The sequence below is a fragment of the Paenarthrobacter sp. NPDC056912 genome (assembly GCF_042786555.1).
Taxonomy (GTDB): domain Bacteria; phylum Actinomycetota; class Actinomycetes; order Actinomycetales; family Micrococcaceae; genus Arthrobacter.
Map to the genome: position 1 here is coordinate 53,831 of NZ_JBHUCD010000021.1, position 13,672 is coordinate 67,502.

At 60.8% G+C, this 13,672-nt stretch carries 7 protein-coding genes and 1 tRNA gene; 2 read left to right on the top strand and 6 right to left on the bottom strand.

Annotation, left to right across the window (positions count from 1 at the left end; genetic code table 11):
* The first annotated feature begins 358 nt into the window (after positions 1-358).
* On the top strand, positions 359-964 hold the full coding sequence (locus ACFRJ9_RS19795; protein WP_377671493.1) for a hypothetical protein: 606 nt from the start codon (positions 359-361) through the stop codon (positions 962-964).
* Between the two features lie 160 nt (positions 965-1,124).
* On the opposite strand, the gene ACFRJ9_RS19800 is transcribed toward ACFRJ9_RS19795, so the two are convergent.
* The 3 genes from ACFRJ9_RS19800 to ACFRJ9_RS19810 all read right to left on the bottom strand — a co-directional run bounded on the left by ACFRJ9_RS19800 (position 1,125) and on the right by ACFRJ9_RS19810 (position 4,967).
* A complete protein-coding gene (locus ACFRJ9_RS19800; protein ID WP_377671495.1) occupies positions 1,125-3,158 on the bottom strand; it encodes an ATP-binding protein in 2,034 nt (677 codons plus the stop codon).
* A gap of 511 nt (positions 3,159-3,669) precedes the next feature.
* Complete coding sequence (locus tag ACFRJ9_RS19805; RefSeq protein ID WP_377671497.1) at positions 3,670-4,752, bottom strand: tyrosine-type recombinase/integrase; 1,083 nt, start codon at positions 4,750-4,752, stop codon at positions 3,670-3,672.
* Positions 4,753-4,885: 133 nt separating this feature from the next.
* Positions 4,886-4,967, bottom strand: a tRNA-Leu gene (locus tag ACFRJ9_RS19810).
* A 188-nt stretch (positions 4,968-5,155) separates the two neighbouring features.
* Here ACFRJ9_RS19810 and ACFRJ9_RS19815 point away from each other — a divergent pair.
* Positions 5,156-5,761 (top strand): ANTAR domain-containing response regulator, encoded by a 606-nt coding sequence (locus tag ACFRJ9_RS19815; protein ID WP_011774540.1) that lies wholly within the window; start codon positions 5,156-5,158, stop codon positions 5,759-5,761.
* A 122-nt stretch (positions 5,762-5,883) separates the two neighbouring features.
* Here ACFRJ9_RS19815 and pyk read toward each other — a convergent pair whose 3' ends face one another.
* From pyk to gltB, 3 genes are read right to left on the bottom strand one after another with little or no spacing between them, the layout of a single operon-like run.
* On the bottom strand, positions 5,884-7,374 hold the full coding sequence (gene pyk, locus ACFRJ9_RS19820) for a pyruvate kinase (protein WP_377671499.1): 1,491 nt from the start codon (positions 7,372-7,374) through the stop codon (positions 5,884-5,886).
* A 55-nt stretch (positions 7,375-7,429) separates the two neighbouring features.
* Positions 7,430-8,887: a glutamate synthase subunit beta gene (locus ACFRJ9_RS19825; RefSeq protein WP_377671502.1), complete on the bottom strand. Its 1,458-nt coding sequence runs from the start codon at positions 8,885-8,887 to the stop codon at positions 7,430-7,432.
* Positions 8,880-13,493, bottom strand: coding sequence for a glutamate synthase large subunit (gene gltB / locus ACFRJ9_RS19830; RefSeq protein WP_377671505.1), 4,614 nt, complete (start codon positions 13,491-13,493; stop codon positions 8,880-8,882). Before gltB ends, ACFRJ9_RS19825 begins: the two co-directional genes overlap by 8 nt.
* Positions 13,494-13,672: the final 179 nt, after the last annotated feature.

The following is a 13,672-nucleotide window of genomic DNA, read 5'->3' on the forward strand; positions in this document are numbered from 1 at the left end:
GCCCTATTCCTCAGGGGAAATACGATTCTCGAAAAACTGAACGAGAGCCTCCGCCACACATGGACAATGACCGACCTAGAGGGGCGACTTGGCGGGGCTCTCGAAGATTTGGAAATTATCTTGGACGGACCTCAATCACCGCGCCAGTGCATGGTTCTCTTTAGTCGACCTCCAAGGTGTCATCCCCGCAGTGAGATTTACGTTTACGGCTGTCCTGGTCTTTTGCCAATGACCTCGCTGTGCTTGGGGTCGTTGATTGACTTGAGGAAATCGGAGGTGCCACCAGGCCACGCCGAGGGAAAGCTGTCTCCTATAACAGGCCCCTGTTGACTAGCAAAGGAGCGGCTACGCTCTAGAGGTGGATATCAACGCATTGTTTACGAACCCGGATTGGGGTTCATTGGCTGACTGGTTTGCCGCCTCGGGTACGATCGCAGCGGTTGTTATAGCGCTCAACTTCGGTCTTGCCGATAGGCAACGCCTCAAAATTGAGCGTAAGGAGGCCGCCGAGGACCGTAGAATTTTCCGCCAGGAACGAGCTGAACAGGCTGAGGCAGACAAGCGGCGTATCGCCTCCAAAGTGACCGTCCTCGTCGAAGGATTCTGGCTTGGAGACCTTGAAGCCGAGAATGGGCGCCGACGCTCAATCAAGTGGGAAGTGCACAATGGTGGGGACGAACCAATCTCCATGGTTTGTGTTGTCCAAACCCTGACTCCTAAAGCGCCGGGAGCTGCCGAGGCCCCGTATCAGATCGACCATGTCTGGCCAGCAATTAAGCCCGGGCAAACCGTGAACCACACGCAGGCGTTCTACCGAGACTCCTCTGATTTCTTACCCTTCCGCGAGGTTTGGTTTACCGACAGCGCGGGACAGCGTTGGCGGCGAAATCAATTCGGAACTCTAGACGAGATCGCCAAAGGTGATCCACGTGCAAATGGCGCGATCCCTGTTGCGGTTCCGTGACACCCTCCTAACGGAGGGTGGGCGTAAGCCGACGAAAAAGTCCCTCTCGATATCTCGACAGTTCTTAGACACCGAGCGGGGCCATTTTCACCTCTCGCAGAGCACTTCGGTGCTGACGGGGTGAGGATACTTCAGATGCTGTGGCGTCGGAGCCGATAATTCATGACGGCTTTGAACTATTCTCTGTGGTAGCTGCTAGAGCATCTAGCTCCTTAAGTAATTCATCGTCATCACCATCTGTAATAGTCACATCCACCTCCACTCCCGGCAAGAAGCTCCCATGCTTCTGCCGTAGATGCTTCATCACTTCCACGTTGGTCGGGCCGAAGCTGAGCCCGTCTTGTACAAACTTGAGGCGGTGACGCGCGTCCCTGATGATTTGCGACCACGAGACCGCCCTAATTGTCACGGGGTATTCAGCCGACGGCTCTTGAATGACGCCGCCACGGGCCGTCTTCATCCTGGCTGCGTTGGCGATCTTGTCGCCCACAATCCAGAACTCCCAAGTAGTGGAGGCAAGATCGAATCGGCCGTCGTCCACGACCGATGCGGCATATCGTTCGATCTGACTGATCTGGTTGTGGCCAATATGCACGGTGGGCCGCTTGATCTCGATAACAATGTGGTGGCGTTTGTTCTCCTGCTGTTCGACTACGCGACTCAGTATCAGGTCGACGACGGGAATACCCCCTGTATGATCGAGAACTTCGCGTTCCCTGTCTTCGTCGGAACTCGGATCATCTGTCTTTAAAAGGTGACCGTACCTGTCCAGAGCAGTCTTCAGCGTAGTGTCGTCAGCTGTTAATTGATACTCCTCGCGGAAGACCCATGTTTCGGCCGCCAAGATTCGATGCAACTGTTTGCGCTCCAGGATGGTCTTCCGGAAGTCGTCACCGTAAATTATCTCTTCGAGGCCCGATACAAACTTGAGCCTGTCGGTAATTTCCCGCGTGGAGCGGATGATATTGCTCAGAGTCGTTTCCTTGAGTAGAGCGCCGAGGTCGGCGAGATCGCTCTCCGGAAGGCCAATTACTTCCCCGAGTACGTCTTGGAGTCCTCCGGGGTTATTTTCTAGGGCCTCTTTAATAAGGTGGAGCGACAGCCTCTTGGACTTCTTGTCGGTGTCCTTGAAAGCATCTGCCGCTGTCACGGCGACTATCTCAAACAGCTCTCGTTCAGCTCGTTCAACCTCGCTCGAAGGCTGCTCCTTGAATGGATAGATATCGTCGTCTTTCCAAGCCTTCACCAGCTCAGATCCGCGCGACCTGACCCGGTCAGAGAAGTAGGACTTCATAGCGACCCTGCCTGCAGCCAATACTGCCTGGACTGAATCGGGAGCAAAATCGGCCAAAGCGAGATTGGCGGCGTGTTCCTTGAATCCTTCCCACTTTATGTAGGCCGTGAAGTTGAAGCCGGGGGCTTGAATGCCCACATTGGTTTCGTGGAGCGGCGCGCCGCTGGAGTCGCAAAGAAGTAGTTTTCTACCTTCTGGTATCTTCCACTCGATTATTACAAGTTCCACTTGTTCGTGATCAGCGCCGAGAGCCTCCACGGTGAGGAAGTCCGACCATCGAGCACTCTGGATGTCTCGCGGGTCGATTTTTCGCCCGTCCCACCGGAGGTCGACACCATACTTCTCTAGAGAGAGGGCAAACGTAGAGGTCAGTCGGTCGGGGGCCTTCGGCGATTCTAACCACTTCAAGGCGCCATTGGAGAGTTGGCTAATTTCAACCGTGGTTCCCTTGGTTGCGCGGGGCGGCTCAACCACTTCGATCTGGATTTCCTGCAGGTTTCCCCGGCGCCCCGTTATTTCAATTGTCCGCAGTCCGCCGCCTTCAACCGCCTCACTTGTCGAAGTCCACCGGACCCAGTCGCCGATGCCGAACGCTGCGAGTCGCCCCTGGCCCGCCTGTCCGTGAAGGCCACGGCCGCCTTCAGTTTTCTCCGTTTGTTTCTTCCATGAGCCGCCGAGGCGCTCAAACGATATGTTGGCTCGCTCCTCGGTGATGCCCTCTCCATTGTCGGAAATGGTAAGGGAATCCAGCCCACCCGAAGGCAAGAGAACAAGGCGGCACTCGACCGTGTCCGCATCCGCGTCGATAGCGTTCCAGACTAACTCCTCAACGCCCGCTGCCGGCGTCTTGACGAGTCGCTCTAGATGATCCTTCTGGACTTCGAGGCGCTTAATAGGCATGCCCGCATGATTCCACACTTTTGAATGGTTCCCTACCCGCCCTGAATCAAGCGCATTCGGCCATTGAACAGGATTTTTCACAACCCCCGGACTCACGCCCAGAGGAGAAGCCATGCCTCTTCGGGTGAGCGGCAGGGGCGGGGAGCGGGTCAGCCCCTAGGGCGCCATCATGTCCTTTTGCCTCGGAATCCACATGAATTGCCGAGACGAATGAGAGGAACAGACATGAACATAGAATTCTTCGAACCCGCCGAGGCCGCTGCGCTAATGCGCTGCACTGAGGGATGGCTGCGGGACGGCGCTGCTGCGGGGCGCTTCCCGCATGCGTGCTGGGGCAAGGGAAAGATCGTCTTTACGTCTGAACACATTGCAGAGATAGCCAGGCTAAGTGAAATCTTGCCCGCCCCGCACCCAGCGACGGCGCCACACGGCGGCACAACGAGCACTCGACTCATTGGCACAAGAACCCGCAATCGCCTCGTTTCCTGACTAGCCCGTAGCCTCAACCGCTTCACCGCATAAACGCCGACACCGACCGCTCCGTGGCATCCGCCCCGGCCTGCAAGGCTTCCGGCATGAGGTGCCCATACACGCCCTCTGTTGTTCTCGTCGACGCGTGCCCCAGCCGTCGCGAAATCGTGAAGATCGGGACACCGTCCTGAATCAACCACGACGCATGCGTATGCCGTAGATCGTGAATTCGTGGATTCTTCCGCAGGCCGCGATCCTGGGCTGCCTTAACCGCCGGCATCCAGTAGTGGTGCCAGTACAGCTTGTGCACAATCCGTTCACCTTTGGGTGTTGTGAAAAGCAGGTCACCACCAAGGCGCCCAGCCACCAACGGAATCAGTAGATCTACCAGCGCCGGATTCAACCCGATAGTCCTCTTGCCCGCGCCGGTCTTCGTCGGGCCGATGTAGAACTGGTTCTGCCCGTCCCGCTTCCATGCCTTGTTAATCCGAGCGGTCGCCGGTTTGCCCAGCAGATCAATGTCCGCGACGGTCAGAGCCGTGGCTTCCCCAAAGCGTGTCCCGGTCATGACCAGGAAGTTGGTGAAGTCGCGGTACCGCTCCCCCATCCCGTCCATAATCAGTCCGAACTCCGCATGGGTGAGGAACATCATTTCGTCCTCGGCCTTTTCAACGCTCGGCAGCTGCACACCGCGGCATGGATTGCGAGTGATGTAGCCGAGCATCTCAGCGGTGTTCATCGACGCGGAAATCAGGCCGTGCACGTTCTTGACCGTCTTCGGTGACCGGCCCTTGGCCATCATCGACTTCACCCAGTACGCGATCATCCGGTAGTCGAGCTTGTCGACAGGGACGTGCCCGATGACCTTCTGCACATGAAGATCAAGCATCGTCTGATACGTCTTCACCGTGCCACTCGACGGCCGGATTAGCAGGTCGATGTGCTCCTGAATGACTTCACCAACCGTGGGTATCTTCGCCCTGTTGTCCAGCAGTGCCTGCTGTGCGATTTCGAAGGACTGACCGTTCGCATCGAGCAGCCGCTTGAGCGTTTCAGCCTCATGCGCGGAGTCGACAGTGATGCCCTGCTGCTTCCGGATCTTGGGGTCACGCCAGACCACCATGAAGGACGAAGAACCGTCCTTTTTGACGCGTTTCCGGATACTGGCCACATAAAAATGCTAGTTCCGTGTCAACAGATTTGGGGGTTTTGTCAACAGTCAGGGGCCATATAGGCCCCTGACTGTGACAACACAGTGCCCGAGGTGGGACTCGAACCCACACACCTTTCGATACCGCATTTTGAGTGCGGCGCGTCTGCCAATTCCGCCACTCGGGCGCGGATTACCGGGAAGTCAGCGGCCCACATTTCTGTGAGCAACGCGATCCTTTCCCAGCACGCGAAACTACTCTACATGCAGATAGGCTAATTCAAAGAACCGGGCGCGCGAGTGCAACAAAATCAAGCTCCGCAGCGGTCCACACTAAGATGGAACTGAACCCGCCGAACCTTTTCAAGGAGATCCCGTGACCGAACAGACGGAGTCAACGTCCACAGCCCAGCCGGCCCGACGCGTTGTCGTAGCCGAGGATGAGACTCTCATCCGCTTGGATATCATCGAGATCCTGAAGGGCGAAGGGTACGACGTCGTCGGCGAGGCCGACAATGGCGAGAAAGCCGTACAGCTGGCTGAAGAGCTGAAGCCTGATCTCGTCCTTATGGACGTCAAAATGCCTGTCATGGACGGCATCTCGGCAGCAGAGAAGATCGTCAAGGCCCGGATTGCACCGGTTGTCTTGTTGACCGCGTTCAGCCAGAAAGAGCTGGTGGAGCGGGCACGCGACGCCGGTGCCATGGCGTACGTTGTCAAGCCGTTCTCCCCCGCGGACCTGATCCCGGCCATCGAGATCGCCCTGTCCCGGCATGAGGAGATCAAGGCACTCGAAAACGAGGTTTCCGACCTTCAGGAGCAGTTCGCCACCCGCAAGCTCGTGGAGCGCGCCAAGAGCCTCCTGACCACCAAGATGGGCCTGACCGAGCCGGAGGCTTTCCGCTGGATTCAGAAGACGTCCATGGACCGTCGCCTGAGCATGCGTGAGGTTGCCGAAACCATCATCAACCAGGTCAATTAAGCAATAGCAACGCACGACGGCGGCCGCGCACCTCGCATGGGGCGCGGCCGCCGTCGTCCCCGCTAGAGACAAAACAATGCGGGCCCCGCCAAAGGCGGGACCCGCATTGCTCAGACTGAGGCTTAGGCCTTGGTCTTGGACTTCTTTTCGGGCCACGGACCAACGGGCTCCTTGCGCGATGCGTCCACCGAGGACGTGTCGGCGAGGTCGCCCACCTTGTGGACCTTCAGCGAGTTCGTGGAGCCGGCCTGTCCGGGAGGGGAACCGGCCGCGATGACAACCAGGTCGCCTTCCTCCACGAGATCCATATCCAGGAGGCTGCGGTCAACCTGGGCGGTCATTTCATCCGTGTGGCCAACCATGGGAACCAGCACCGGCTGGATGCCCCAGGTGAGGGCGAGCTGGTTCCAGACGTGCTCAACAGGCGTGAATGCAAAGACCGGCTTGACCGGGCGCAGCCGCGAGAGACGTCGTGCCGAGTCACCGGACTGCGTGAACGCACAGATGTACTTGGCGTCCAGCTGGTCGGCGATTTCGACGGCGGCACGGGTGATGGCGCCACCGCGGGTCTTGGGCTTGGTACCCAGCGGGGGGACGCGCTCAAGGCCGTGCACTTCGGTGGATTCGATGATCCGTGCCATGACCTTGACGGTTTCGATCGGGTACTGACCAACGGAAGTTTCGCCGGAGAGCATGACTGCGTCGGCGCCGTCGAGAACTGCGTTGGCGCAGTCGGAAGCCTCGGCGCGCGTCGGACGCGGGTTGTCGATCATGGATTCGAGGACCTGGGTGGCCACGATGACCGGCTTTGCCCAGCGGCGTGCCAGTTCGATTGCGCGCTTCTGGACGATCGGCACCTCTTCGAGCGGGAGCTCAACACCGAGGTCGCCACGGGCAACCATGATGGCGTCGAACGCGTCGATGATTTCGTGGAGCTGCTCCACGGCCTGCGGCTTTTCGATCTTGGCGATCACCGGCACGCGGCGGCCTTCTTCGTCCATGATCTCGTGGACGCGCTTGATGTCGGAGGCATCACGCACGAACGAGAGGGCGATGAGGTCGGCTCCACGCTTGAGGGCCCAACGGAGGTCGTCCTCGTCCTTTTCGCTCAATGCGGGGACGTTGACTGCAACGCCGGGCAGGTTGATGCCCTTGTTGTTCGAGACCTTGCCGCCAACGGTCACGACTGCAACGACCTTGACGTCGTCAACCTCGATGGCACGCAGGGCCACCTTGCCGTCGTCGATCAACAGGGCATCGCCCACGTTGACGTCTTCGGTGAGGCTCTTGAGCGTGGTGGAGCAGATGTCCTTGGTGCCGGGGACGTCTTCGGTGGTGATGGTGAACGTGTCGCCGACAGCCAGCTCGTGCGGGCCATCGACAAAGCGGCCCAGACGGATCTTGGGGCCTTGAAGGTCAGCCATGATGGCCACAGGCTTGCGCAGCTGTGCAGCAGCCTTGCGAACGTTCTCATAGGTGGTGTCGTGCACGGAGTAGTCGCCGTGGCTCATGTTCATGCGGGCGACGTCAACGCCGGCCTCCAGCACCGCGAGGGTGTTCTCGAAGCTGGAGATTGCCGGTCCGAACGTTGCCACAATTTTCGCGCGTCTCATATACCTACCCTAAGTAGTGTCAAGCTGATTGAGTAATAAATCGTTCCTGCCGGCGCTATAAGACGGCTATCGCCCGGTCGGTGGGGGCGACCGGTGCCGGGAGGATGGTGCTTCCCATCAGGAACTTGTCCACTGCGGCCGCGCACGCACGGCCTTCCGCAATGGCCCACACAATCAGGGACTGGCCACGACCGGCATCGCCGGCGACAAACACGCCGTCGGTGTTCGTCATGTAGTAGCCGTCGCGGGCAACGTTGCCCCGACCGTCGAACTCTGCGTTGACCTGCTCCGTGATACCGGCCGGTTCCGCGCCGGTAAAGCCAAGGCTCAGGAACACGAGGTCAGCTGGGATGATCCGCTCTGTGCCGGCCTTAGGCAGGCGCTTGCCGTCCACAAACTCGGTTTCAGCGACTTTGACGCCGGTGAGCTTGCCGTTCTCTCCAACGAAGGAGACGGTGGACGCCAAGTAGGTGCGGTCTCCGCCTTCTTCGTGGGCGCTGGCGACCTCGAACAGGGTGGGGAAAGTCGGCCAGGGCTGGTGCGCGGCCCGCTCCGACGGCGGCTGCTTGCCGATCGCGAGCGTGGTCACGGAGGCGGCCTGGTGACGGTGCGCGGTGCCGATGCAGTCGGCACCGGTGTCGCCACCACCCAGGATGACTACGTGCTTGCCCCGGGCGTCAATGTGATTCTCGGGAGTCTCCCCCGCTACTACGCGGTTGGACGGAACCAGGTAGTCCATGGCGAAGTGGACGCCCTCAAGCTCACGGCCCGGGATGGGCAGGTCGCGGGGAACCGTAGCTCCGGTGGCGACAACGACGGCGTCGTAACGGCGCCGCAACTGCTCCCACGTCACGTCCGTACCGACGGCGACGCCGGTGCGGAAACGCGTACCTTCAGCCTTCATCTGCTCCAGGCGGCGGTCAACCTGTTCCTTCTCCATTTTGAAGTCGGGGATGCCATAGCGGAGCAGGCCGCCGATCTTGTCGTCGCGTTCGTAGACAGCGACGGTGTGACCGACGCGGGTCAGCTGCTGCGCAACGGCCAGGCCTGCGGGGCCGGAACCCACGACGGCGACCGTCTTGCCGGTGAGGCGCGTCGGCGGAAGGGGCTGGACCCAGTCGTTGTCGAAGGCCTGGTCGATGATGGAAACTTCAACCTGCTTGATGGTCACGGCAGGCTGGTTGATACCCAGCACGCAGGACGCTTCGCAGGGTGCAGGACACAGCCGACCCGTGAATTCCGGGAAGTTGTTGGTGGCGTGAAGGCGCTCAATCGCTTCTTCACCCTTGTCCCGCCACACGAGGTCGTTCCACTCAGGAATCAGGTTGCCCAGCGGACAGCCCTGGTGGCAGAACGGAACACCACAATCCATGCAGCGTCCGGCCTGGCTCTTCAGGACGCCCTTTTCCTGCGCTTCGTAGACCTCTTTCCAGTCCATGATGCGGACCGGAACGGGGCGGCGTGGCTGCGTCTCGCGCTGCCGGACTTTCAAAAATCCGCGTGGGTCAGCCACCGGTTACCTCCAGGATTCGAGACCATACTTCTTCGCCATCGGGGTCAAGGCCCTCTTCGATGGCGTCGAGACGGGTTTGCAGGACTGCGGCGTAATCGCGCGGCAGCACTTTGGTGATGCGGGCGGCGGTGTCGTCGAAGTTCTCGAGCAGACGGCCGGCCAGGACGGATTCGGTTTCCTCAAGGTGCTTGGTGAGGAGGCCGTGGACGATGTCGCGGTCCTCGGCGTCGAGCTCGACGAGCTTCAGTTCACCGGAATCCAGGGCGTCCTTGTTGACACGCTCGGGCAGCAGGTCCAGCACAAAGGCCGTTCCGCCGGACATGCCGGCACCGAAGTTGCGGCCCGTGCGTCCGATGATCAGGGTCTGGCCACCGGTCATGTACTCACAACCGTGGTCGCCAATGCCTTCGACGACGGCTGTCGCACCCGAGTTGCGGACCAGGAAGCGTTCGCCCACTTGGCCGCGCAGGAACATTTCACCGCTGGTCGCACCGTAACCGATGACATTTCCGGCAATGACGTTGCGCTCGGCCTGGAACACGTTGGTGCGGTCCGGACGGACGATGATGCGCCCGCCGGAGAGGCCCTTGCCGACGTAGTCGTTGGAGTCGCCGAACATGCGCAGGGTGATGCCTGCTGGCAGGAAGGCACCCAGGGACTGGCCGGCTGTGCCGTTGAGCGTGACATCGATCGTGTCGGTGGCCAGCACGTCGATGCCGAAGGTCTTGGTCACAACGTGGCCGAGCATCGTGCCCACGGAACGGTCCGTGTTGATGACGTCCAAGGTGATTTTGACGGGCATGCGGTCGCTGAGCGCTTCCTGCGCCATGGTGATCAGCCGCTGGTCGAAGTGCTTGTCCAGCTCGTGGTTCTGGCCGGTCATGTTGCGCAGCGGCACATCGTCGTCGAACTCCAGGCCGTGCAGGATCGGGTCCAGGTCCAGGCCTTCGGCCTTCCAGTGGTCGATCGCTTCACGGGTGTCCAGGACTTCGGCGTGGCCGATCGCTTCTTCGAGGCTCCGGAAACCGAGCTCGGCGAGGATTTCGCGGACTTCTTCAGCGAGGAACTCGAAGAAGTTGACCACGAACTCGGGCTTGCCGTTGAACCGGGCGCGGAGCTCAGGGTTCTGCGTGGCGACGCCAACCGGGCAGGTGTCCAGGTGGCAGACGCGCATCATGATGCAGCCGGAAACCACCAGCGGAGCGGTCGCGAAACCGTACTCTTCGCCGCCCAGCAGGGCAGCAATGACTACGTCACGGCCGGTCTTAAGCTGGCCGTCCACCTGAACCACCACACGGTCGCGCAGACCGTTGAGCATGAGCGTCTGCTGGGTCTCGGCGAGGCCGAGCTCCCACGGAACGCCCGCGTGCTTCAACGAGTTCAGCGGCGAGGCACCGGTACCGCCGTCGTGACCTGAAACAAGTACGACGTCGGCCTTGGCCTTGGTGACGCCGGACGCCACCGTGCCGATCCCGACTTCCGAAACCAGCTTCACGTGGACGCGGGCTGAAGGGTTGGCTCGCTTCGCATCGTAGATGAGCTGTGCGAGGTCTTCGATCGAGTAGATGTCGTGGTGCGGGGGCGGCGAGATGAGTCCGACGCCGGGGGTTGAGTGGCGCGTCCGGGCTACCCAGGGGTAGACCTTTTGGGCCATCAGCTGGCCACCTTCGCCAGGCTTGGCGCCCTGGGCCATCTTGATCTGGATGTCGTCGGCGTTGGTCAGGTAGAGGCTGGTCACACCGAAGCGGCCGGAAGCGATCTGCTTGATGGCAGAGCGGCGCTCCGGATCCAGCAGGCGGTCAACGTCCTCGCCACCTTCACCGGTGTTGGACTTGGCGCCCAAGCGGTTCATGGCGATCGCGAGTGTCTCGTGCGCTTCCTTGGAAATGGAACCGTAGCTCATGGCGCCTGTGGAGAAACGCTTGACGATGCTGGAAACGGGTTCCACTTCTTCGAGCGGAACGGCCGGACGGACACCGTCCTTGAACTTGAGGAGACCGCGGAGGGTCATCAGGTTCTCGGACTGGTCGTCAATGCCCTTGGTGTAGGACTTGAATATGTCGTAACGGCGTTCGCGGGTGGCGTGCTGCAGGCGGAACACTGTCTCCGGGTTGAAGAGGTGCGGTTCGCCGTCGCGGCGCCACTGGTACTCGCCGCCGCCAAGCAGCGGCTGGTGCGGGTGCTCGATGCCACCTTCGGGGTACGCCATCTGGTGGCGTGCCGAAACTTCGGCTGCGATGACTTCGAGTCCGACGCCGCCCAACTGGGAGTGCGTACCGGAGAAGAATTCGTCCACGAGTTCCTGGGACAAGCCCAAGGCCTCGAACGTCTGGGCGCCCGTGTAGGAAGCCACAGTGGAGATGCCCATCTTGGACATGATCTTCAGGACACCCTTGCCGAGGCCCTTGATGAGGTTGTAGACGCCATCTTCCGGAGTTACACCCAGGACGTCACCGTTGGCGATCAGCTGTTCCACTGATTCCATGGCGAGGTACGGGTTGACGGCGGAAGCGCCGTAGCCGATGAGTACTGCCACGTGGTGCGTTTCGCGGACGTCGCCGGCTTCGACCACCAACGCGGTCTTGGTGCGGTTGGCACTGCGAAGCAGGTGGTGGTGAACGGCACTGACCAGCAGGAGCGACGGGATGGGCGCCCACTGTGCGTTGGAGTCACGGTCTGACAGCACTACGTACTGCACGCCGCGGTTGATCGCACCGGAAACCTGCTCGCAGATCTCTGTGAGCCGTGCCCGCAGGGCAGCTTCTCCGCCCTCGGGGCGGTAGAGGCCACGGACCTTCATGGCGATCCGGTCGCCGTCGGCGCTTTCAATGTTGGCGATTTTGGCGAGTTGGTCGTTGTTGATCACCGGGAAGGGCAGGGAAATCTGGGGCTGGCGGACCTGCTTGCCATCCAGGAGGTTGCCGTTGGGGCCGATGGCGCATTTAAGCGAGGTGACCAGCTCTTCGCGGATAGCGTCCAGCGGCGGGTTGGTGACCTGGGCAAACGACTGCACGAAGTAGTCGAACAGCAAGCGCGGCCGCTTGGAGAGGACAGCTACGGGGGTGTCAGAACCCATCGCACCCAGTGGCTCGGCGCCGGTGCGGGACATCGGGCCGAGCAGAATCTTCAGTTCCTCGGTGGTGTAGCCGAACGTGCGCTGGCGGATATTCACCGACGCAGCAGTGTGCATCACGTGCTCACGCTCAGGGAGCTGGTTGATGTCGATCAGGTTGTCCTTGAGCCACTCGGCCCAGGGATTGGCTGCAGCGACCTCGGCCTTGACCTCGGCGTCATCGATGATGCGGCCGGACTCGGTGTCCACCAGGAACATCTTGCCCGGTGCAACACGGCCCTTCTTGACCACCTTGGAAGGCTCAACTTCGATCACGCCCACTTCCGAGGCAAAGATGATCAAGCCGTCTTCAGTGATCCAGTAACGCCCAGGTCGCAAGCCATTGCGGTCCAACGTGGCGCCCACGAGGTTGCCGTCGGTGAAGGAGACGGCTGCCGGACCATCCCACGGCTCCATGAGCAGGGAGTGGTACTCGTAGAACGCACGGCGGGCGGGATCCATGGTGGCGTGGTTCTCCCACGCCTCCGGGATCATCATCATGATCGAGTGCGTGATGGGACGGCCGGAGAGCCACAGAAGCTCAGCGACCTCGTCGAACGAGGCCGAGTCCGAGGCACCCGGGGTGCAGATCGGGTACAGCTCTTCCGGGGTGTCGCCCAGCAGCGGACTGGCCAGTTGCGACTGGCGTGCACGCATCCAGTTGCGGTTGCCCTTGACCGTGTTGATTTCACCGTTGTGGGCGATGGTGCGGAAGGGCTGCGCCAAGGGCCACGACGGGAAGGTGTTCGTGGAGAAGCGTGAGTGGACAATGGCGAGCTTCGTCTTGAAACGCTTGTCCGAAAGGTCTGGGTAGAACGGCTCCAGCTGGGCCGTGGTCAACATGCCCTTGTACACAATGGTGCGCGAAGACAGCGACGGGAAGTACACGCCGAACTTGTTCTGGGCACGCTTGCGGATTCGCCAGGCCCGGGAGTCGAGCTCATTGCGTTCCAGCTGCTCGCCCGTGGCGGAGGCAAAGAAGGGCTGCGAGAAGTACGGCATACATGCCCGCGCCATGGCACCAACCAGGTCGGCAACCACAGGAACTTCACGCCAGCCAAGGACTGTCAGGCCCTCATCTGCTGCGAGTGCCTCGATGCCGGCCTTCGCGTTGTCCGATTCCCGGGATTCGGCAGGCAGGAATGCGGTACCTACGACGTACTGGCCAGGAGCCGGCAGTTCGAATTCGGTGACGGCCCTGAAGAACTCGTCCGGTACCTGCATGAGCAGGCCCGCACCGTCGCCAGTACCTTCATCGGCGCCCACGGCGCCGCGGTGTTCGAGATTGCGGAGGGCGGTCAGTGCCGCTTCCACGATGTCGTATCCCGGTTCCCCGCGGAGCGTGGCAATAATTGCCAGGCCGCAGGCGTCCTTCTCCTCATCAGGGTTGTAAAGACCCTGGGCCTCCGGGAGCGCAGCAAAGCGCTTGAACGGAGACATGGCACCCTGAGGTTCGATATTTTCGGACCAACCGGGGTTATGAAGATGGGTCATGGGAGACGTCCTTCCTCGAGATCGTGCGTATGGAAGGGACAACGTTGGCCCCACCTTGCCTGCCCTGTGACGGGCACAACAAAGCGCTAGTTATTGGAATTGTAGGCCAGCCGGTCACGCGCAACGAACAGTTACGCAGACCTCTGGCCCCGGCTTGACCAGTGAACATCGGTATGCTG

Bases quoted from the DNA above. Each gene is read 5' to 3' on its own strand.
- ACFRJ9_RS19800 (WP_377671495.1), bottom strand. From the start codon at position 3,158: ATGCCTATTAAGCGCCTCGAAGTCCAGAAGGATCATCTAGAGCGACTC.
- ACFRJ9_RS19805 (WP_377671497.1), bottom strand. From the start codon at position 4,752: ATGGTGGTCTGGCGTGACCCCAAGATCCGGAAGCAGCAGGGCATCACT.
- pyk (WP_377671499.1), bottom strand. From the start codon at position 7,374: ATGAGACGCGCGAAAATTGTGGCAACGTTCGGACCGGCAATCTCCAGC.
- gltB (WP_377671505.1), bottom strand. From the start codon at position 13,493: ATGACCCATCTTCATAACCCCGGTTGGTCCGAAAATATCGAACCTCAG.